Origin of the sequence: Photorhabdus australis DSM 17609, assembly GCF_000711895.1 — a bacterium.
Classification (GTDB): domain Bacteria; phylum Pseudomonadota; class Gammaproteobacteria; order Enterobacterales; family Enterobacteriaceae; genus Photorhabdus; species Photorhabdus australis.
Window position 1 is genome coordinate 120,274 of the sequence record NZ_JONO01000005.1, and the last position, 21,551, is coordinate 141,824.

The following is a 21,551-nucleotide window of genomic DNA, read 5'->3' on the forward strand; positions in this document are numbered from 1 at the left end:
ATAGGACATAAATATGGCATGGCTTTCCCGTGATGATAGTTTTGATCCTGATAGCCTTGGAGTACCGGTAGTGGGGATTGCTGCTGAGCTAGGTCAGCATGATTCAGGATTTCATCAACATGAGATGGGACAATTATTATTTACCCAACAAGGATGCATCAATATCACCCTGGCAGATCACTTATGCATACTTCCACCAACTCGGGTTGCCTGGATTCCACCGAGTATTATTCATAAAGCAGAGATAAAAGAATCCGTCGGGTATCGCTCAATTTATCTAAATGTAAATCAGATCGGATATTTAGCAGAAGACGTTGAGGTATTGGAAGTTACACCTCTGTTACGGGCAGTATTAGAGCGAATAGCACTGTCTCCTTTCAATACAGATTGGTTAGATGGACCTGCGGCTAACCTGTTAGCCGTTTGTCTTGATGAAATCCATCTGGCAAAGAGAGAACCTACATTATTACCACTCCCTTTCGATCGTCGTTTGTCCTGCATCCCTATAACAACACTGCCACCACCGCTCAAAATACTGGCAATGAATATCGGAGCCAGTGAGAAAACTATCAGTCGGATATTTCGCCGGGAAACAGGACTCAGTTATCAACAGTGGCGACAACAATGGCGTTTGATCAAATCTATAGAATTACTGACAAAACAGGGTAATTTGTCATCTGTCGCTAATGAACTGGAATTTTCCAGCGATAGCGCTTTCACCATCTTTTTCAAGAAAATGACCGGTAGATCACCAAGAGAATATATGTCTGCTTATAAGGAACGTAATTATTGAGATAATATACAAAAATTGCCGACATCAAAATAATCATTCATCATATGAACATAGATGCCGGCAAATGTATCAGATAAAGAAGATAATTAAATAAAAGCTAATAACATTCTACGCACATAAAATATATACCCGTTATCTTTCAAGTTGCCTCTTTGTTGGCTGCACTCACTCACCCCGGTCACATCGTTATCTATGCTCCCGGGGATTCGCTCCCTTACCGTCGCGATCCATCTTGAAATCTATAAGGTATACTTGTTAAAAGCTATTATTTTTCATCATCATTTATCAGCTGATAAGATACAGCTATATTTGCTGCCTGACCTGCTAACGGGCTGTAATCACTGGACAAATAGATCCCTGAAATGTAGTGACTTTCACCAACATAAAACTTCCTATATCTGGATGTTCCAGGTGCGCCAAATGACAACGAACGACCATCACTCAAAGTAAAGACAGCTTTATCAACAGCACCATTGCCCCATACTTCCAAACTAGTAATTCGATTACCATCCAGAGAAATAGATGCCGTCTCACCAGATATTGTCCCTAATTGATGGCGACTACCATCATCAAATATAACTGTCAGCCCTCCTACCCTTGGCGCCCCTCCAATACGTACAATATGTCCCATTAACGAATTTATCTTTCTTCTCTTTCCTCCATTAAGAGCCGGTTTGAGAGGTGGAGCCATATCTTTCTCTGGCGTCAATGCCTGAATTCTGGCCTTTGCTGTTTGACGGTCAAAGAAAGTAGAATAACTTAAAACATCAACATAGATTCTATTATTTACAGACTCAGTTTCACTTAATCTATCCCAAATACTGATATATTCAATTCCATGTAAACGACAATGACCATGAACAGACATAACATTATTTGCAACAGTGTCAGCCGTCGAATTATTAAGAGCATCATTAAGTTCTCTACCATATATATTATTAATATAATTATTAGCCTGTTCTACTGTCTTTTTAATTAACCCTCGGACTTTTTCAATATCAATATCACTAAGCCCTATTTCATCTTTTCTCTCTAAACCAGCAACCCAATATGTTATCTGCATCATAACTGTAGTAGAAAACATGGGTAATATCTGATAATTTACATCATCCGAGAAATTATTAAATTTTTTGTGATAACCATCTATATTTTCTGCCAGGTTATTAAAAGCACTCCGCGCTTCTGCCGATCCTGGATGTTTCTCAAGAAGATCAGCAACAGTTGCCATTCGCTCTTGTATATAGGCAATATCACCAGCAAGGATACCTTTAATCGTCTTTAATGCAGATTCCTCTATCATCCTCTCAATTTGTTTGACAATCCCTTCCCATATATTTTCTTTTGATTGAGGCCAAAATAAACCGACTAAAAAAGATATAGCAGGACCAACCGTAGGTATAAAAGATATGCCTCCTATGATTGCATTTTTTACAATATCAGTAACATCCCACTCTAATGCACTCGTTTTTATAGCATATTCATTAGCCACAATGGTTCTTATGTCTAAAACATTCTCTGTCTGCATAATGAAACCCTTCAATTAAAATAAGATATATCCGTCATCTTTCAAGTTGCCTCTTTGTTGGCTGCACTCACCCCGGTCACATAGTTATCTATGCTCCTGGGGATTCGCTCCCTTGCCGTCGCGATGCATCTTGAAATCTATTGGGTATATTTAAACCAAATTTGCCGTAATATAAGCAACTTTATCCGTGTTATTATAGATAACAAATTTACTATAATAAAAAGAGTTGTTAGGCACGTTTAATACCTTATCTTCTCCTAATCCTACATCGATAGAACCAGACTCAAACCATTCAGAGGTAAAACTATGAGACCAGTAAAATTTAGCCGTAACACTACTTGCCAGCCCTGTATTTACAACTCTCAGAGATCTTCTGGATTCTGGAATTATTGGTGTATCTATTCTAAATACTTCCACACTAGAACGAGGGGATATAGTCAGATCACTCAAAGGAACAACTGTATTTAAGTCTTTACGTACCGGAACAGGAGAATCAGAATTAAATTCTGATTTTTGTTCATCTGAATCAATAAAAATAGTTATTCTAGACATATTTATTTTCCTCATTAAAATTTAAATAAAACCTATTCAATTTACATATAAATATTCTAAGAAAACAGTATTACCACTTAATTAAAGATACTCTTTAACCAGCATAGAACCACTATTACCTTTGAAACTTAATTCCCAGATTATTATGTGGATTTCACATGCCACAATAACTAACCAGAACATTAAAATATCCACATTATAAATAAATCATTAATGATGATATATCTAAAACAAATCACAACGATATAAAAATATAGCAGAGATATAGTTCATGTCAACGCTATTCCTCAATGAATTTACTATTATTTAGGAATTATTGAAATAAAACCAGACATAGACAACATATAAAAAAACATTAAAATTAAAATCATTTTAATTATATTATTCACCTGAGATTATAATATTACCACTGGTTACTATAATACTATATAATTCTATTTTTTACTTTCTAAATTTACCTTTTATCAGTTAATTAAAATAATAAAAATAAAACCAATAGTACCATTACTATATATTTACACAATACCTATATTGACAATATTATTATTTAAATCCAACTATACCTTCTACAAAAAACAATATTTTTAAAAGCATTATATTTCTAACGATAGAAAATCAATTTAATAGAAAAATAATTTTAATTACAGATTTTAGCTACTCAAACATGCTTAATACAACTAATTGGCCTTTCATTACTCCACCAATAAACTATATCGCTGGAAATATAAAGAAAAAACGTAGAAGGGTATCACATTTGTACTTCTATTTTAGATATTGCCTACCGGGAAGTTTAAAATACTCTGCTAGTTCAACGCCTTTTCTATTTAAATGAGGAAGATTTCAAAGCATTTAAAGCCACACTAGTTACCCCGGCCCCAGAGAATGCCAAACCTAAAGTATTATTTATGATGCCCTCACCTTGGGAGAAAGCATTTTTTCAGCACCACAAGAATAATCAACTATCTAATATTCCTTTTAAGCGAAAAAGAATATGTTTCTATCCCCCCAAATACGCATTTCTCACAGCTTCATTAGCCAATAATGCAGCCCCACTGTCTTCCAGTACGATCTTACCATTTTCCAATACATATCCTCGGTCAGCCAGTTTTAGCGCCTGATTTGCATTCTGCTCAACCAGAAAGATTGTCATTCCTTCTTCCCGTAGCTGCTGAATAGTATCGAAAATCTGTATGATAATTATCGGTGCCAGCCCTAATGAAGGCTCATCCAGTAACAATAACTGGGGTTGACTCATCAAAGCACGACCAATTGCCAGCATTTGCTGTTCACCTCCGGACATCGTTCCAGCCCGTTGATTGCGTCTTTCCTGTAAACGAGGAAATAAACCATAAACCCGTTCAATACGCTGCTGATATTGCGTTTTGTCAGCAAAAAATCCCCCCATGACCAAATTCTCTTCCACCGTCATACGAGCAAATATTCTGCGTCCTTCTGGAACAATGGCAATGTCTTCACGCATAATACGCGCTGTCGGCCATTGGGTGACATCCTTGCCACGAAAAATAATGGAACCTTCAGTCGCTCTAGGTGCACCACATAATGTACTGAGCAACGTTGTTTTTCCTGCACCGTTTGCTCCTATCAATGCGACGATTTCTCCCCGCTGAATATTCAAGCTAACCTGATGCAATGCCTGAATTTTTCCATAGTGGGCAGATACCTGCTTAAATTCCAACATGATTAATACACCTCACCCAGATATGCCCGGATAACATCCGGATTATTACGAATCTCTTCTGGCCGTCCTTGTGCCAAAGGTATTCCCTGATTAACAACATAAATACGATCTGAAATCCCCATTACCAGCTTCATATCGTGCTCAATCAGTAAAACAGAAACCTGATGATGTTTTCTTAGTCCATCAATCAAGGCATTAAGTTCCGCTGTCTCTTTCGGGTTCAGTCCCGCCGCTGGCTCATCCAACATCAGAATTTCAGGGCACATCACCATACAGCGTGCAATTTCTAAACGCCGTTGCTGACCATATGCCAGATTACCTGCCTGTCGATTTGCCAGTGATAACAAACCAATCCGTTTCAACCAAATTACAGCCCGATCTACCGCCTCAGATTCTGCACGGCAGAATGCTGGCGTTTTAAAAAGCCCTGCCAGTAGACCACTTTTCAAATGCTGATGCTGTGCCACCAATAAATTTTCAATCACGGTCATTTCACGGAATAACCGTACATGTTGGAATGTTCTAACTACTCCCATACGGGCAATCTCCTGCCCAGATAACCCTTCCAAATGTCTTTCCCGCAATTTTATGGTACCGCTAGTCGGACGGTAAAACCCGGTCAAGCAATTAAAGATCGTGGTTTTTCCTGCACCATTAGGTCCAATGAGAGAGACAATTTCTCCCTGATTAAGTATCAGAGCAACATTGTTGACAGCCAGCAAACCACCAAAGCGCATGGTCAGATCAGAAACCTGCAATAATAATGTTGCACTCATCCCCGTTCTCCTTCCTGCACATGGCTATCCTGTTGTTTCAACCTAACATCACGGCGTTTCATTGGTAGCAGCCCTTGCGGGCGCCAAACCATCATCAGTACCATCATTGCTCCTAGCAACAACATACTGTAGGCATTTAGATCACGCATCATCTCACGAGAAACCACCAGCAAAATTGCCGCCAGTATCACCGCAGTTTGCGAACCCATTCCTCCGAGTACCACAATAGCCAGCACAAAAGCAGATTCAGCAAAAGTAAAAGATTCTGGGCTGATGAAACCTTGCCGAGCAGCAAATAGCGTGCCAGCCAAACCAGCAAATGTGGCACTGATGGTAAATGCAGCCAGTTTGATACGAGTTGGGCTAATCCCCAAAGAACGGCAAGCAATTTCATCTTCACGTAGTGCTTCCCACGCGCGCCCCAATGGCATACGCAACAATCTATTGATAATAAATATCGTTACTATCACCAACAGTAACACGACCAGATACAGGAAGATGATTCGGTCACTTGGATCGTATTTCCAACCAAAGAAATTATGGAAAGTATCCCAACCGCCCTCTTTCACGCTGCGGTTAAATTCCAGGCCGAAGAAAGTGGGTTTGGGGATCTGGCTAATGCCATTTGGGCCACCGGTTATTTCAGTATTATTCAACAGTAAAATACGAACAATCTCACCAAAACCGAGTGTAACAATAGCCAGATAGTCACCTCTCAATCGCAATACTGGAAAACCTAATAACAACCCAGATAATGCAGCGGTTAACCCCGCCAACGGCAAACTTTGCCAAAATCCCAACCCGTAATAGTGACTGAGTAAAGCATAGGTATAAGCACCGATAGCATAAAAACCTGCGTATCCAAGCACCAGTAACCCTGACAGACCAACCACTACATTCAACCCCAATCCCAACATGACATAAATTAATGTCAGCGTAGCAATATCAACGCTACCACGAGAAACAATAAACGGCCAAACAATGGCGGCAATAATGATCAATGCCGCCAGTCGTTTTTGTCCTTTAGTTGAACCATCGAAATCAGGTAGCACCCGGCTTTTAAATGGTATTTTTTTCATCGTCCGTTGAACAACAGGACGCAATAACTGGAACAGAAAAACAACCGCACAGCCAACACCAATCCACATCCAGCGCACTTCATCAGCACGGTGAACCACTAACTGCGTACCATCCAGTGATAATTGCATTCCCACCATAAAAACAGACAGCACAAATAAAGCAACTGAGGCGATAATGGCACTAATCCAATTGGCATGTTTCATACTTTTTCTACCTCCGGACGGCCTAAGATCCCGGTAGGCATAAACAACAACACAATAATAAGCAAAGCAAAAGAAACAACATCTTTATATTCTGTGCTCAGATAAGCAGAAGTTAGAGCTTCAGAAATTCCCAAAATTAAGCCGCCAATCATCGCCCCCGGAATACTGCCAATCCCACCCAACACGGCTGCGGTGAAGGCTTTCATTCCTGCCATAAAACCAATATACGGATTTATCACACCGTAGAACTGTCCCAGCAAAACACCCGCTACCGCGGCCATTGCTGCGCCAATAACAAAGGTTAAGGAAATGACTTTATCAGTATTGATTCCTAACAAACTGGCCATTTTCAAATCTTCCGCGCAAGCACGACAAGCGCGCCCCATACGGGAATAGCGGATAAACATCGTCAGTACCAGCATGGCAAGAAATGTAACTATCCAGATAGTCAGTTGCATTGCAGTAATACTGGCAGAAAATCCATCACTTTCACCCAATACCCATTGTCCGGTAATCAGACTTGGCAGTGCCAAATCACGGGAACCTTGTGACAAACTGACATAGTTTTGCAGGAAAATAGACATTCCAATTGCGGAAATCAGAGCAATCAGTCGTTTGGAATGACGAACAGGTCTGTAAGCTACCCGTTCAATACTCCAGCCATAAGCGCTGGCAATAACAATTGATGCCAAAAAAGCAGCGGTAACCAGTAACCAACCTAGATCGATGCCCATCATCATCAGGGCCGCAATCACAATAAAGGAGACGTAGCTGCCAATCATATAAACTTCGCCATGAGCAAAGTTAATCATCCCGATGATGCCGTAAACCATCGTATAACCAATGGCAATCAATGCATAAGTGCTACCCAGAGTAACTCCATTTAACATCTGTTGTAAGAAATAGAGAAATTGCTCTGACATACCTTTATACCTCTGGAATAGCAGCCCCTGACAAACAGAAGCTGACGGCTATTCAAATGACTTTATTTCGCAGAGGTAGAAGAACCATCTGCATGCCATTCAAAAATACCGAACTCAAATCCTTTCAAGTCACCCGCCTCATTCCAACTCAGTGTTCCCATTACGGTATCTACTGGATTAGCTTTTAGATCTTTTACTAAATCAGCAGGTTCCATACTACCGGTACGGCTCATTGCTGTTGTCAGAGATTGAATAGCAGCATAAGTTGTCCAGACAAACGGCCCGGTTGGATCTTCTTTCTTGCCTTTGATTGCATCAACAACAGCCTTGTTTACTGGAACCTGATCGTAACGCTTAGGTAGTGTTACTAACATTCCTTCAGAAGCATCACCAGCGATATTGGACAGCGAAGAATTACCTACACCTTCCGGTCCCATAAAGCGAATTTTCAGACCAGCCTGCTTAGCCTGGCGCAAAATTTGCCCCATTTCAGGGTAGTAGCCACCGAAATAGACAAAATCCACGTTCTCTTTTTTCAGACGAGCGACTAATGCTGAGAAATCTTTATCACCCGCAGTAACACCTTCAAACAGTACAATATTGACTCCTGCTTTTTTCAATTTGTCGAGAACAGACCGCGCTAACCCTTCGCCATACTGCTGTTTATCGTGAACAATCGCCAAACGCTGAGGTTTAATCTTTTCAGCAATATATTTCGCCGCTGTTGGTCCCTGATCAGAATCCAACCCTGTAGTACGCAGAATCATTTGGTAGCCACGGGTCGTCAGATCAGCATTAGTCGCTGCTGGCGTAATCATAATGACGCCTTCATCTTCATAGATATCCGAGGCTGGTTGAGTCGACGAAGAACACAAATGGCCAATAACATAACGAATGTTATCATTAATCACTTTGTTAGCGACTGCTACCGCTTGTTTCGGGTCACAGGCATCATCATATTCAACACCCACCAGCTTATCGCCGTTAATGCCACCTTTGGCATTAATATCCGCAATCGCCTGACGCGCTCCAGTAAATTCCATATCACCATACTGAGCAACTGGGCCAGACATCGCCCCGACAATCGCTACCTTGATCTCTTTTGCCCATAGTGAATGGCTCATCACCATGGCAATACAACCCGCTAATAATGCTTTACCTGTTATGATATTCATTTATTTATCCCCATACTGTTATTGGTCTTATTTATTGTGTTTGCCTTTAAAATCTTTCATTATCGGGCTGGAAATTATGACCTTTTGTGATTGATGATTAGATAAAGTGATTCTTATTAATAAGACTTTATTTTTCATGTCATTAAAATAGCATTTCATGCTTAAAATCAAATTAACAAGGTAGCAAAAAGCATTATATACAGAATAAAACACCAACAAAGATGGTTGGAATTTAGCCAAAACATAGTGTGATATTCTGGTTAAATATTAGTAAAGCAATCTTTAACTCGAAAGATCGAGGTCATTAAAAACATTTTTTCCAGTAACGTATAAAAATAGTCACACAACATTCTGACTGTTTATTCATCTACAATTGATATGGAAAAACCATGAAATTAACTATCGAGCAACTTACTGTTTTATCAGTACAAGATATGATTGATCTGGGGAAGATCTGGCCTCGGCAAACCCCTGAACAATGGCAAATCTATCTAAAAAACGGCAAGAAACTGTTTGCTGCCCGTTTTAATGGCAGATTACTAGCCGCAGTAAAAATTACTTTCAGTCATCAATTTGGTCTGCTTGAAGATTTGTGTGTCCGTGAAATAACACGCCGCCGGGGAGTCGGTTTATATCTGATAAATGAAATAAAGGTCCACCATCCTACCGTTAAGCTATGGAAGCTCAGCCTTGAAGGTTTCCCAGATGCCAACGAGCCAGCATTAAAAGGTTTTATGAGCGCCTGTGGTTTTCATTATGACGCGACGTCAAATTATTATTCTAGTTGACCCATTTTCCAGACAGCAGCCACATTGCGGGCAGTCACTCGTAAATTTTCATGTCCGTAAGCAAGAGCATCAGACAGAGAACAAACGCCGGGAATAATGGAAAAAACAGCATCCAATCCATGATCATGAACAATACTGTAGTCTTTACTCATACCGCCAACCAATGCAATAGTTGCGATGGCATATTTTTTGGCGATACGGGCAACACCAATTGGCGTTTTACCATAAATAGTCTGGCTGTCTATCCGACCTTCTCCAGTAATAACCAGGTTAGCCCCCTGTAGTGCTTCTTCCAGCTTTAGAGTGGAGATAACAATATCAATTCCCGGTTGCAATTTAGCGTTCAACCAACCAAGTAAAGAAGCCCCCATACCACCTGCTGCTCCTGCACCGGGTACATCAATGACCCTGGTTTCTGTCAAGAATTCAATTTTTTCACCATAATGACGTAAAGCAGCATCCAACTCTTTCACCATCTCTGGTGTCGCCCCTTTCTGGGGACCAAAAATAGCCGATGCACCCAACTCACCACATAGCGGGTTAGTCACATCACAGGCGACGATAATTTCAGTGTGACTCAAACGGGAATCCAAACCAGAGAGATCAATTTCAGCAAGCTGGCTTAATGCTGCACCTCCAGCCTTGAGTTCTTTACCACTAATATCAAGCAGATGAACCCCCAGTGCCTGCATCATACCGGCACCACCATCATTAGTCGCACTGCCCCCAATCCCCAAAATTATCTTTCTGACACCTTTATCTAAAGCAGCCAGTATCAGCTCACCTGTACCATAAGTCGTGGTTATCAGTGGATTACGCTTTTCCATTGGAACCAGATGTAAGCCAGAAGCGGCGGCCATTTCAATAACAGCCGTTCTTTCATCACCCAGAATACCGAAAAAGCTATCCACTGGCTGATTTAACGGCCCAGTAACAGACAGATGGATAACCTGCCCATTCATGGCTGCTACCATTGATTCAACCGTTCCTTCACCACCATCAGCCATGGGTAATTTGATATATTCGGCTTGTGGATAAATTTCACGAAATCCCTGTTCTATTGCTTCAGCGACCTGCGAAGCACTAAGACTTTCTTTAAATGAATCAGGTGCAATCACAATTTTCATACGATTCACTCAGGGTTGAAGGCACTGAAAAATAGGAACAAAAAAGGCGATAAATCATTATCGCCCTTTAACTTACTCATTATAAATACATTAAATTTATTTACGCCTCAATCGCTACCCGCAGTTTTTTCATGGCATTTTTTTCAAGCTGACGTACGCGCTCAGCAGAAACACCGTACTTATCAGCCAGTTCTTGCAAGGTAGATTTATTATCATCATCCAACCAGCGACAACGGATAATATCCTGACTGCGCTCATCTAAACCTTCTATTGCCACTGATAATTTATCAGCAGCATGGTTTTCCCAGTTGTCCTCTTCGATGCCGTCTGCAAAATCAGACGCTTTATCCTGAAGATACAGAACAGGAGCAACCGGCTGCCCTTCCTGATTATCATCATCGGCAGACATATCAAATGCCATATCCTGCGCTGACATACGAGATTCCATCTCACGTACATCTTTACTGGTTACACCAAGTTCTTTGGCAACCATCTCCACTTCGTCTTGATTGAACCAACCCAGACGCTGTTTAGTTTTGCGCAGATTGAAAAACAGCTTACGCTGCGCTTTAGTTGTTGCAACTTTTACAATACGCCAGTTACGCAGCACATACTCATGGATTTCAGCTTTAATCCAGTGAACAGCAAAAGAAACCAGACGTACCCCCACCTCTGGGTTAAAACGACGTACTGCTTTCATCAAGCCAATATTCCCTTCCTGAATTAAATCTGCCTGAGGCAAGCCATAACCAGCATAGCTGCGAGCGACATGAACAACGAAGCGCAGATGAGACAGAATCAGCTTCTTAGCTGCATCCAGATCTCCCTGGTAATGCAGCCTTTCAGCCAGTTCCTTCTCTTCCTCTGCGGTCAGCATCGGATAGGCATTAGAGGCACGGATATAGCCCTCCAGACTTCCTTGAGGAACTAACGCTAAGGTTTGCATTTCTTTGGCCATTCAAATCCTCTCAAATAAGACTTAAATCGTTAGTACAAATTACATCAGTACATATGAACTAATGTTCAACACACAGCGGTACAGTCTATCACCAGAATGTGCATATTCAAGTTACAGATGCGCGAAGTAGTCATAATTTCAGTACAGACAATATCCACTGTGAAGTTACGGAACAAAAAATAACAGATTGTTTTATATTTATGCAAGTAACTTTATTCTGGCGTAAAGTGGCGCAAATGCTGAGTTGTCGCTAGCCAAGCGGCTACCCAACCAATCATGGCAGAGATAAGAACTAGCAATAAGGATTCATCCCATGAAAGTCCATATAAATTAAATGTCGTACCAAACACGCTGGCAACCTGTGTTACAACATCAGAGAGCTTCCACACCAACAAGGCAGAGAGTATTAATGATAAAATTGCCCCAAGCCCCCCTAACAAAGCACCACCATTAAGGAATGGACGTAAAATAAAACCATCAGTTGCACCAATCAACTTCATCACATTAATAGCATCACGGTGACTGAAAATGCTGAGGCGCACGCTATTACCGATGACCAAAAACAACGCCACTATCATCAAAATACCGATCACTGTTGCAATCTGACCGACAAGGCCCGTCAACGCAGCCAGACGAGCAAACCAGCTATCATCCATCCTAACTTCTTCAATGCCTTTGACCTGAGAAACTCTGTCACGCAACGTAGTCAAAGTCTGTGAACTCTGGAAATCAATTTTCGGTGTAATGATAGCAACAGCGGGTAATGGATTCTCTTCCAGCATATCCAAAGCGCCGCCAAAACCGGACCAAGTACGGAACTCTGTCATGGCTTCCTGACGTGAAAGATAATTAACATTATCTACCCCATCGAGTGCTTTCAGTTCACTTATTAATTTCTGAGCACTGTTATCATCCAGTGACTTATCAAGATAAACTGTCAGCTGTGGAGTGGGATACCATTTTTCCGCGGCCTGGCTAACGTTCTTCCATACTATGTAACAAACGCTGGGTAATGTCAGTGAAATCGCAATCACCATAATTGTCAGCAACGTTGCCAGCGGTTGACGCAGCATATCTGTCAGTGCATTCATCCAGGCATAACGCCACTGTTCACGCCATCCCCCTCGCAGCATTTTGTTTTTCGGTCTGGTTACTCTTCCTGCAACCTTACGCACATTTTTAACCATGATGTTCCCCCGTCATACGGCCCTGGCTCAGCGTCAAAATACGATATTTTCGCTTCTCAATCAGTGCCATATCATGGGTCGCCATCAGCACTGTTACCCCTACCCGATTAAACTCTTCAAACAGCCGTAAAATGCCTTCCGACAACTCACCATCAAGGTTACCCGTTGGCTCATCCGCCAGCAAAACAGTCGGCTTATTCACAACGGCACGGGCAATGCCAACACGTTGCTGCTCACCACCCGAGAGTTGAATCGGGAAATTCTTCGCTTTGTCCAGTAAACCAACTTTATCTAATGCAGCAGAAGTTCGGCGACGAATATCTTCAGAACTCGCACCAGAAATGATAAGTGGCATTGCCACATTATCGTATACCGTTCGATCCAGCAGCAGGTGATGATCCTGGAAGATCATACCAATCTGACGACGGAGGAAAGGGACTTCACGGCTTTTTAACCGGCTGATATCATGGCCTGCAAACCAGATATGTCCAGCGCTAGGTCGCTCAATGCCACAGATAAGTTTCAGCAAGGTACTTTTACCTGCTCCTGAGTGACCAATCAAAAATGCCATTTCCGCAGGGCGCAAATGAAAATTCACCCCTTGCAGGGCTTGCCTTCCCCCCAGATAAGCTTTACTGACCTGTTCAAAGCGAATCATCGGTAATTAATCCTCTCGGGCAAAAAGTGCCTCTATAAAATCGTCTGCCTTAAATGGCCGTAAATCTTCAATTCCTTCCCCGACACCAATATAACGGATAGGAATTTCAAACTGATCAGCAATGGCGAAAATCACTCCACCTTTGGCTGTACCATCCAGTTTTGTTAATGAAATACCTGTCAGCCCAACGGCTTCATGGAACAGTTTAGCCTGACTTATTGCATTCTGACCGGTACTGGCATCCAATGTCAGCATGATTTCATGTGGAGCGTCTTCGTCCAGTTTTTTCATCACCCGAACAATTTTCTTCAACTCTTCCATCAGGTGAGATTTATTTTGCAAACGGCCTGCGGTATCTGCAATCAATATGTCTATGCCTTTGGCTTTAGCTGACTGCATGGCATCGAAAATTACAGAAGCTGGATCAGCGCCGGTATGTTGCGCCACCACAGGAATATGATTGCGTTCGCCCCATACTTGTAACTGCTCAACGGCGGCAGCGCGGAAAGTATCCCCAGCCGCCAACATGACAGATTTACCTTGTTCCTGAAACTGACGTGCCAATTTACCGATCGTGGTGGTTTTACCAACACCATTAACACCAACCATCAAAATGACATACGGTGTTTTTCCTTCAATATCCAGCGGTTTATCAACTTTAGTCAGAATACCAGACATCTCTTCTTTCAGTTTGGCATACAACGCTTCTGCATCTTTCAGCTCCTTACGACTAGCATGGTCCGTCAGACTGCCAATGATTTTGCGGGTAGTATCGACACCAACATCAGCAATTAACAACTGCTCTTCCAATTCATCGAACAGATCATCATCGATCTTTTTACCACGGAACAGACTCAGGAAACCGGACCCTAAATTTTGACGAGTTTTAACCAAACTACGTTTCAAACGCGTGAAAAATCCTTCTTTAGTCGGGCGTTCCTGTTCCTTAGATACCACCGGCTTTGGCTGTTCGGTTAGTACCCGTTCCGCCTGCTCTGCGGCTAATCTTGCTGCTTCTTCCGCCAAACGCTGTTGTTCTGCTTGTTCAGCCGCCAATTTCGCCGTTTCTTCAGCAAGCCGTTGTTGTTCCACCTGCTCTGCGGCTAACCTTGCTGCTTCTTCTGCCAAACGCTGTTGTTCTGCTTGTTCAGCCGCCAGTCTCGCCGTTTCTTCAGCAAGCCGTTGTTGTTCCGCCTGCTCCTCGGCTAATCTCGCCGCTTCCTCAGCAAGACGCTGTTGCTCCGCTTGCTCTACAACCAATTGTTCTTCTTTTTGCTGTTCTTCCTGACGACCACGCCCGAACCAGGAGAAAAAGCCTCTTTTTTTCTCTTTTGCCATCAGCCACTACACTCCTCAAGGTTAAATCATGGCGTTATAACGGTGAATAATAACGAAATTAGATGCAGTCTAACATTTTCGTAGTAACGCAACACATATCAATCACGAATTCCATGGTAAATTAACGCCAGCAAGGTTTAATAAGTCTTTTCTTATCCGATACTCTCATGGCACCTTTAAAAGTACGTTATCGGTTATGCAACACCTATCTGATGACAAATTATTAAGTTACGTAAATTATGGCAAAAAAATCACAACAACAATCTATGGGACAAATCCGCATTATTGGTGGAAAATGGCGAAGCCGAAAATTACCTGTACCAAATAGCCCTGGATTACGCCCGACCACAGATCGCGTTAGAGAAACTCTGTTTAACTGGCTGGCTCCAGTTATTCAGGAAGCACACTGCCTGGATTGTTACGCAGGAAGCGGAGCTCTGGGGTTAGAAGCACTTTCCCGTTATGCAGCACAGGCGACATTTATTGAATACGAACGTAATGTAGCAAAACAGCTTTCAGCTAATTTGGCTCTTCTCGATGCCAAAAATGCCGAAATTATTAACGACAGCGCGTTAAACTATTTATCTCAGCCGGGTGCACCCTATAACGTGATTTTTCTTGATCCACCTTTTCGTCAAGGAATGCTTGCCAAAACCATAAAATTATTGGAAGAGCAAGGTTGGCTAGCAGATAAAAGTTGGATCTATGTTGAGGCTGAGTCTGAATCAGCGGCAGCAGACGTTCCTGTTAACTGGCACCTTCATCGTGAAAAAGTTGCCGGACAAGTCGCATATCGGCTTTATATTCGTTACTTACCTGCATAATTATCTTTGGGAGCACACTGATGTTTATTCAACTGGGAAAACTATTAATGGTCTGCGTTTGGGGATTTTTGATATTTAACCTAATCCATCCATTTCCAAAACCATTGAAGTATTTTATGGATATCGCCATGATTTTCACGGTAGTAATGCACGCATTTCAGATGCTACTTCTAAAATCCAGTCAGCCCAAAGACCAAAAACTTTCTGGCCTGATGCAAACGAAGATTTTCTTTTTTGGTGTCTTTGAGTTATTGGCAATGCAGAAAAAGCAGCTTAAAAAATAAATCATTAGCGGGAAATGCCTACTTGTTGTAGTAACAGGCAGACTGGCGAAAACGAATGTAGCATAAATGCCACCATTACATTCATAACCACCCGCTTATCTTATCTGTGTCGGAAGAGATCTTTTGTGTGTTTGCCTGAGCGATAATTTCAGGCTAAACACATAAAAAGAAATAACGATTAAAGACAAGATAATGAGTGAATATGACATTATTTGCCATCCGAAAGTTTCCGTAAGATATGCAACCGTTGGCAAGAGCATCAAAACGATTAAGCGTGCAAAGGTCGATAATAAAGAGTCAAATGTTGACCTCAAACTGGCATCAAAATAGTCGTGATAAACAGCTCTCAGCCCCATTGTTAGATATTGATTACTACCAAACATAAAAATTAAAGCTACAGGTATTAAGTATGGATAATGTTTCCCACCTAACAAACATATTCCACTGGAGACAAGCATCAAAAGTAGGCCAAACCAAATCAATTTTTTATTATCACTAATTCTACTGATGATCCATCCTGCAGCAGATTGAGCCATAAGAATAAAAACAAATAATATTCCATATGAAAAAGAACTTTTAATTCCACCAGAAAATCCATGAAAAGCATAAGGTTGCCAATACTGGAGTAATATCTGGAAATATACTATATTTGAAACAACTGCAAAAAATATGAATAAGAAGTCTTTACTTCCTTTAATTAAAAGAGAGTATATCTCCTTTATATCATTTATTAACCCTGATTTTTCCCCGTCTACTGATTTAACTTGTGATTCAGGAAGAAGAAAGCAAAAAAACATCAATATAAAACTACCCATTCCGGCAAAAATCCATATCCATCGTGAATCTACATTACCTATTGCCGCGCCAATCATAGCGGCAATAGCCATAGACATATAATGATATTTACTGTTAATTCCCAATATCCGATGAGTATCTTTACCACCTTCCGATTTATAGACATCAATTAAGTATGAATGATATGTTCCCCCTATTATTGTCAAAGAGATTGCGTTAAAAAATTCGGCCAGATAAAAACTATATAAACTGGATGAAATCCCCGTTAAAACAAGCCAGGCTCCACCAAAAAAAACAGAAAGAGTTATCGCATATTTTCTGCTAATTTTGTCAGCAAGATAAGACGTTGGTATATCCAATATAAAAAAAACGCTGGCCTGCATGGTTTTCATTAAACCAAGATCGACAAGAGATACCCCTTTACTTAAAAGATAAACCGATGAAGTCGCACCAATAAGCATCCTCAAAGAATTAAAAATAACAGAATATGTTATTACTATTTTGGTTGCAGGCCACATATATTACACCTTTCATTTTTAGGTATTTCTTGTGTTTCTATTTTTATTTTACGAGAGTGAATTCCAATTCTTCTATTCTTGCTAAGTATTTCACCATATCCACCTAAGAATTTCATAACATCCCCAAAAGCATATGAAGCAGCTACCCCATTGACACTGGGGAACATAATCATTATTGACGTAATTAGTTGGAAATAATACTGAGCGCTTTGCCCGCCCGAAACAAGAATTCTGATAAACCTCATTAACAAATTCACAACAACTGATTTATTTCACATAATAAAAAACAAGTCAACAAAAATATTATCAAGAATTATTACTAAACTATAATTAACTATATTTCCCTTTTTCAATATAAAGATACACTTACAAAAGAGTCTTTCATCATGAGGCCGGTATTACAGATGAAAATCTGGATTAATGACAGGCAGCACAATTTATCCATTTATTTTCTCTTTTTTATTTGACTCTGGAGTAGGCTCCAAAGTGTAGAGTTTCGTCATCATATGTGAATTAACTCTGTAAGGGGGAGCCCATGTACTCAAATTCAAACAAAAATAGCACCCATCAACATAACCACCAGTATGGAAGCTGCTGTACAAGTACCGCCTGTGCAGAGCAAGCTAAACATGTTAGTAAGCATTCACATGAACATAATGGTGCCTGTTCACACGAACACAATCATTCCCATGACATACAAGAAACACAGATACCTGAGTTCTTGGCAAGCCAGCGTTTTAGTTGGATTGTTAATGGTATGGATTGCGCAAGCTGTGCACGTAAAATTGAAACGGCAGTCAGAAAAATTCCAGAAGTGAAACAAGTCAAGGTCCTGTTCGCAACTGAAAAACTGGTTGTAGATGCTGATACAGATATACGTTCAACAGTTATCCAGGCCGTCAACCAGGCTGGATTTAAACTTCACACCCCAAATACAAATCAGAAAGCCCCCAAAAGTAGCCGCTGGAGAGAATTTGCGCCAATTACTCTTCTCTCACTGATGATGCTAATAAGCTGGGGGATCTCCCATGTTAATGCCCCATTTGGCCGCATTGCCTTTATTATCACCACCTTGATTGGATTGGTACCTATTGTTAGCAAAGCCTGGAAGCTCATACGATCAGGCACACCATTTGCTATTGAAACACTAATGAGCGTTGCTGCAATCGGCGCACTGTTTATTGACGCCACCGCTGAAGCCGCAATGGTACTCCTGCTGTTTATGCTTGGTGAAATGTTAGAATCCTATGCCGCTGGCCGTGCGCGTCGAGGGGTTAGTGCTTTGATGGCGTTAGTTCCAGAAGAAGCGCTGTTGGTAAAAAATGGTGAAAGAAAAACTGTTCCGGTCGCCGATCTTCGCCCTGGAGATATTATTGAAGTTGCACCGGGGGGACGTTTACCAACCGATGCTGAATTACTCAACTCATTCGCCAGTTTTGATGAAAGTGCCCTGACAGGAGAATCCATCCCGGTTGAACGCATGCAGGGTGAAAAAGTTCCGGCTGGTTGTTTATCCGTAGACCGTTCAGTACAGATGAAAGTATTGTCTGAACAAGGCAACAACGCCATTGACCGCATCCTGCAACTGATTGAAGAAGCAGAAGAACGCCGCGCCCCTATCGAGCGCTTTGTTGACCGTTTTAGCCGGATTTATACCCCGCTGATCATGCTGTTCTCTATGTTGGTTATCATTATTCCACCTACTGTATTCAGCCAACCGTGGGAAACCTGGATCTACCGAGGTCTTACGCTGTTACTGATTGGTTGTCCTTGCGCATTGGTAATTTCTACACCTGCCGCAATCACGTCAGCCCTTGCAGCTGCAACCCGTCGCGGTGCACTGATTAAAGGCGGTGCTGCACTGGAGCAACTTGGTCGAATCACAACCATTGCTTTTGATAAAACAGGTACGCTGACAGCCGGCAAGCCACAAGTCACGGATGTACAACCAGTGGCGAATATTAGTGAATCTCAGCTATTAACTCTGGCCTCTGCCGTGGAAAGTGGCTCCCACCACCCACTGGCCAAAGCTATTTTGCAACATGCAGCAAGTAAAAACATTAATGTTACTGAAGCGGAACATCGTAAGGCACTGGCAGGTATCGGTGTTGAAGGTCAATTAGAGGGTAAACGCATCTTAGTCAGTACACCGGGTAAACTGCCAGAGAATATTTTGTCTAATGACTGGAAACAAAAAATTATCCAGTTGGAAGATGGAGGCAAAACGGTTGTTGCTGTGATGCATGACGAACAATTCATTGGCCTTATCGCGATGCAAGATACATTACGTCAAGATGCAATAGGTGCCATCCATTTACTGAAAAGTCAGGGTATTAAATCAGTGATGCTGACAGGAGATAACCCTCGCGCTGCGACTGCAATTGCCGGTCAGTTAGGAATGGATTTCCGTGCTGGATTAATGCCGGAAGACAAAGTCAACGTTATTATGGAATTGAATAAAGACCACAGCACAATGATGGTGGGTGACGGCATTAATGATGCACCAGCAATGAAAGCTTCCAGTATCGGTGTCGCAATGGGAAGTGGGACTGATGTTGCGCTGGAAACCGCAGATGCAGCATTAACCCACAACCGTCTGACAGGTTTATCAGAAATAATCGCCCTGTCTCGCGCAACTCATAATAATATCCGCCAAAATATAGCTATTGCGCTGGGGCTAAAAGGGGTTTTCCTTATCACTAGTCTGTTAGGCATCACTGGCTTGTGGATGGCAGTATTAGCTGATTCTGGCGCTACCGCTCTGGTAACGGCAAATGCAGTAAGGTTACTGAGAATTAAAGTGAAATAAAAAACTATTTAACGATTAATGCCAGTCATCAACTTTTTAAAGGGTATGGGGCCTATTCCAGGGGCTGATCCATACCTTTTTTTGTTGCTACAGATAAAGTCAATGAAACCTGTCACTACAAGAGCGTTTTTCTGATTGCGTCCTGGCGTTACCTCTCTGCTTTCCGAACCAAATAGCGGTAAGGCATTTGTTCCGTTTCTTGCGCAACAAGCTGATGCTCCATAAAACGACAAAAACTGGGAATATCGCGCGTGGTTGCTGGATCATCTGCAAGAATGAGTAACATTTGCCCTGCTTCCATATGACGCACAGTTTTCCGTACCATCATCACAGGCTCAGGACAACGAAGCCCCTGTGTATCAAGGGTTTTATCTGGGTTGGTAAAAACATCTGGCATAACTATCTCTGTAATTCCAGGCAACTGATGAAAGTTGATTATACCCGTTATCTTTCAAGTTGCCTCTTTGTTGGCTGCACTCACCCCGGTCACATAGTTATCTATGCTCCCGGGGATTCGCTCCCTTGCCGTCGCGATGCATCTTGAAGTTCATTCGGTATATATTATAAAAAGGCTATCCAAAAATGAACTTTACAGGTAATCATCTTGATTTTATGCACAATCGACGTATCATGCGCGGCGCCGTCAGTTAAAGCGGCAGGTATTTCATTGGGTTCCCTCACCCCATTATCCAAAAAGGTACAATATGCTTTCATTTACTGCTTCGCAGCGAACTTCTGCTTTGATTTGGCTTTCGCTATTTCATATCCTGATTATTACTTCCAGTAACTATCTGGTGCAACTACCTATTTCTATCTTTGGTTTTCATACCACCTGGGGAGCATTTACTTTCCCATTTATTTTTCTTGCAACAGATTTAACTGTTCGTATCTATCATGCGTCACTTGCCAGACGCATCATTATCACCGTTATGATCCCTGCTTTGCTGATCTCTTATATTATTTCCGCTCTATTCTTCCAGGGAGTATGGCAAGGTTTCCCCGCGCTGTCTGAATTCAATCTATTTGTTGCTCGTATTGCTTGCGCCAGTTTTATGGCCTATTTGCTTGGGCAAGTACTGGATGTCTACGTCTTTAACCGTCTGCGGCGAAAACGTAACTGGTGGATTGCCCCCGCAGCGGCAATGCTCTTTGGCAACTTACTTGATACTCTAGCTTTCTTCTTTATTGCTTTTTACCGCAGTACAGATGCTTTTATGGCCGCAAACTGGGTCGAGATTGGATTAGTTGATTACTGCTTCAAGTTATTAATCTGCCTACTATTTTTTCTACCCGTCTACGGTATTTTACTGAATTTGATCCTGAAGTACTTTTTCGCTTACCAGACTGCCCACCCTCATATCCAGGTTCGCTGATTCCCATATGCCCGGTAGATATCGGGCGTAGATCAAAAAAATGTACATTTCCTTCTACAAAATGGGTATAAACATTTTTTTATCCATAACCGATCATTACTTTTTATCATATAGTGTTAACCCGTTAAGTAGATAAGTACTTTTTCACCCGAAACTCGTTTCCCTG

Annotated in this window: 20 protein-coding genes; 6 read left to right on the forward strand and 14 right to left on the reverse strand. The window is 41.6% G+C overall.

The window, feature by feature from the left end:
- The first annotated feature begins 13 nt into the window (after positions 1-13).
- Positions 14-793 (forward strand): AraC family transcriptional regulator, encoded by a 780-nt coding sequence (locus tag BO26_RS02365; RefSeq protein WP_036768446.1) that lies wholly within the window; start codon positions 14-16, stop codon positions 791-793.
- Between the two features lie 265 nt (positions 794-1,058).
- Here BO26_RS02365 and BO26_RS02370 read toward each other — a convergent pair whose 3' ends face one another.
- The 7 genes from BO26_RS02370 to BO26_RS02400 form a co-directional block, all read right to left on the reverse strand.
- On the reverse strand, positions 1,059-2,318 hold the full coding sequence (locus BO26_RS02370) for an insecticidal delta-endotoxin Cry8Ea1 family protein (protein ID WP_051690842.1): 1,260 nt from the start codon (positions 2,316-2,318) through the stop codon (positions 1,059-1,061).
- 150 nt (positions 2,319-2,468) lie between these two features.
- Positions 2,469-2,870 (reverse strand): hypothetical protein, encoded by a 402-nt coding sequence (locus BO26_RS02375; protein WP_036768447.1) that lies wholly within the window; start codon positions 2,868-2,870, stop codon positions 2,469-2,471.
- A 997-nt stretch (positions 2,871-3,867) separates the two neighbouring features.
- A complete protein-coding gene (gene livF, locus BO26_RS02380; protein WP_036768448.1) occupies positions 3,868-4,569 on the reverse strand; it encodes a high-affinity branched-chain amino acid ABC transporter ATP-binding protein LivF in 702 nt (233 codons plus the stop codon).
- Positions 4,570-4,571: 2 nt separating this feature from the next.
- Positions 4,572-5,345 (reverse strand): high-affinity branched-chain amino acid ABC transporter ATP-binding protein LivG, encoded by a 774-nt coding sequence (livG, locus tag BO26_RS02385; RefSeq protein ID WP_036768449.1) that lies wholly within the window; start codon positions 5,343-5,345, stop codon positions 4,572-4,574.
- Positions 5,342-6,628, reverse strand: coding sequence for a high-affinity branched-chain amino acid ABC transporter permease LivM (locus BO26_RS02390; RefSeq protein ID WP_036768450.1), 1,287 nt, complete (start codon positions 6,626-6,628; stop codon positions 5,342-5,344). The genes livG and BO26_RS02390 overlap by 4 nt, the downstream gene beginning before the upstream one ends.
- Positions 6,625-7,551: a high-affinity branched-chain amino acid ABC transporter permease LivH gene (livH, locus tag BO26_RS02395; protein ID WP_036768451.1), complete on the reverse strand. Its 927-nt coding sequence runs from the start codon at positions 7,549-7,551 to the stop codon at positions 6,625-6,627. The genes BO26_RS02390 and livH overlap by 4 nt, the downstream gene beginning before the upstream one ends.
- 62 nt (positions 7,552-7,613) lie before the next feature.
- The gene (locus tag BO26_RS02400; RefSeq protein ID WP_036768452.1) at positions 7,614-8,726 is read right to left on the reverse strand and encodes a branched-chain amino acid ABC transporter substrate-binding protein; all 1,113 of its coding nucleotides are present in this window, start codon (positions 8,724-8,726) and stop codon (positions 7,614-7,616) included.
- A gap of 389 nt (positions 8,727-9,115) precedes the next feature.
- On the opposite strand from BO26_RS02400, the gene panM reads away from it, so the two are divergent.
- Positions 9,116-9,514, forward strand: a complete 399-nt coding sequence (panM, locus tag BO26_RS02405; protein WP_036768453.1) for an aspartate 1-decarboxylase autocleavage activator PanM — start codon at positions 9,116-9,118, stop codon at positions 9,512-9,514.
- On the opposite strand, the gene BO26_RS02410 is transcribed toward panM, so the two are convergent.
- From BO26_RS02410 to ftsY, 5 genes are all read right to left on the reverse strand, one after another.
- The gene (locus tag BO26_RS02410) at positions 9,502-10,641 is read right to left on the reverse strand and encodes a glycerate kinase (protein WP_036768454.1); all 1,140 of its coding nucleotides are present in this window, start codon (positions 10,639-10,641) and stop codon (positions 9,502-9,504) included. The genes panM and BO26_RS02410 overlap by 13 nt on opposite strands.
- A gap of 100 nt (positions 10,642-10,741) precedes the next feature.
- Positions 10,742-11,599, reverse strand: a complete 858-nt coding sequence (gene rpoH, locus BO26_RS02415; protein WP_036768456.1) for an RNA polymerase sigma factor RpoH — start codon at positions 11,597-11,599, stop codon at positions 10,742-10,744.
- 212 nt (positions 11,600-11,811) lie between these two features.
- The gene (gene ftsX, locus BO26_RS02420; RefSeq protein WP_036768457.1) at positions 11,812-12,786 is read right to left on the reverse strand and encodes a permease-like cell division protein FtsX; all 975 of its coding nucleotides are present in this window, start codon (positions 12,784-12,786) and stop codon (positions 11,812-11,814) included.
- On the reverse strand, positions 12,779-13,444 hold the full coding sequence (gene ftsE, locus BO26_RS02425; RefSeq protein ID WP_036768459.1) for a cell division ATP-binding protein FtsE: 666 nt from the start codon (positions 13,442-13,444) through the stop codon (positions 12,779-12,781). Before ftsE ends, ftsX begins: the two co-directional genes overlap by 8 nt.
- Positions 13,445-13,450: 6 nt before the next feature.
- Positions 13,451-14,782 carry a signal recognition particle-docking protein FtsY gene (gene ftsY / locus BO26_RS02430; RefSeq protein WP_036768461.1) on the reverse strand — a complete coding sequence of 444 codons (1,332 nt, stop codon included), beginning with the start codon at positions 14,780-14,782 and terminating at the stop codon, positions 13,451-13,453.
- Positions 14,783-15,021: 239 nt separating this feature from the next.
- Here ftsY and rsmD point away from each other — a divergent pair, with 239 nt between their 5' ends.
- Entirely contained in the window at positions 15,022-15,606 is a 585-nt protein-coding gene (rsmD, locus tag BO26_RS02435; protein ID WP_036768463.1) for a 16S rRNA (guanine(966)-N(2))-methyltransferase, read from the forward strand.
- A 20-nt stretch (positions 15,607-15,626) separates the two neighbouring features.
- Positions 15,627-15,890 carry a DUF1145 family protein gene (locus BO26_RS02440; protein WP_015835813.1) on the forward strand — a complete coding sequence of 88 codons (264 nt, stop codon included), beginning with the start codon at positions 15,627-15,629 and terminating at the stop codon, positions 15,888-15,890.
- A 95-nt stretch (positions 15,891-15,985) separates the two neighbouring features.
- Here BO26_RS02440 and BO26_RS02445 read toward each other — a convergent pair whose 3' ends face one another.
- The gene (locus tag BO26_RS02445) at positions 15,986-17,203 is read right to left on the reverse strand and encodes an MFS transporter (RefSeq protein ID WP_036768465.1); all 1,218 of its coding nucleotides are present in this window, start codon (positions 17,201-17,203) and stop codon (positions 15,986-15,988) included.
- A 535-nt stretch (positions 17,204-17,738) separates the two neighbouring features.
- Between BO26_RS02445 and BO26_RS02455 the strand changes: the two genes are divergently transcribed.
- Entirely contained in the window at positions 17,739-20,012 is a 2,274-nt protein-coding gene (locus BO26_RS02455; RefSeq protein ID WP_036768468.1) for a zinc/cadmium/mercury/lead-transporting ATPase, read from the forward strand.
- 148 nt (positions 20,013-20,160) lie between these two features.
- On the opposite strand, the gene tusA is transcribed toward BO26_RS02455, so the two are convergent.
- Positions 20,161-20,409: a sulfurtransferase TusA gene (gene tusA, locus BO26_RS02460; protein WP_036768470.1), complete on the reverse strand. Its 249-nt coding sequence runs from the start codon at positions 20,407-20,409 to the stop codon at positions 20,161-20,163.
- Positions 20,410-20,716: 307 nt separating this feature from the next.
- On the opposite strand from tusA, the gene BO26_RS02465 reads away from it, so the two are divergent.
- Entirely contained in the window at positions 20,717-21,385 is a 669-nt protein-coding gene (locus BO26_RS02465) for a 7-cyano-7-deazaguanine/7-aminomethyl-7-deazaguanine transporter (protein WP_036768472.1), read from the forward strand.
- Positions 21,386-21,551: the final 166 nt, after the last annotated feature.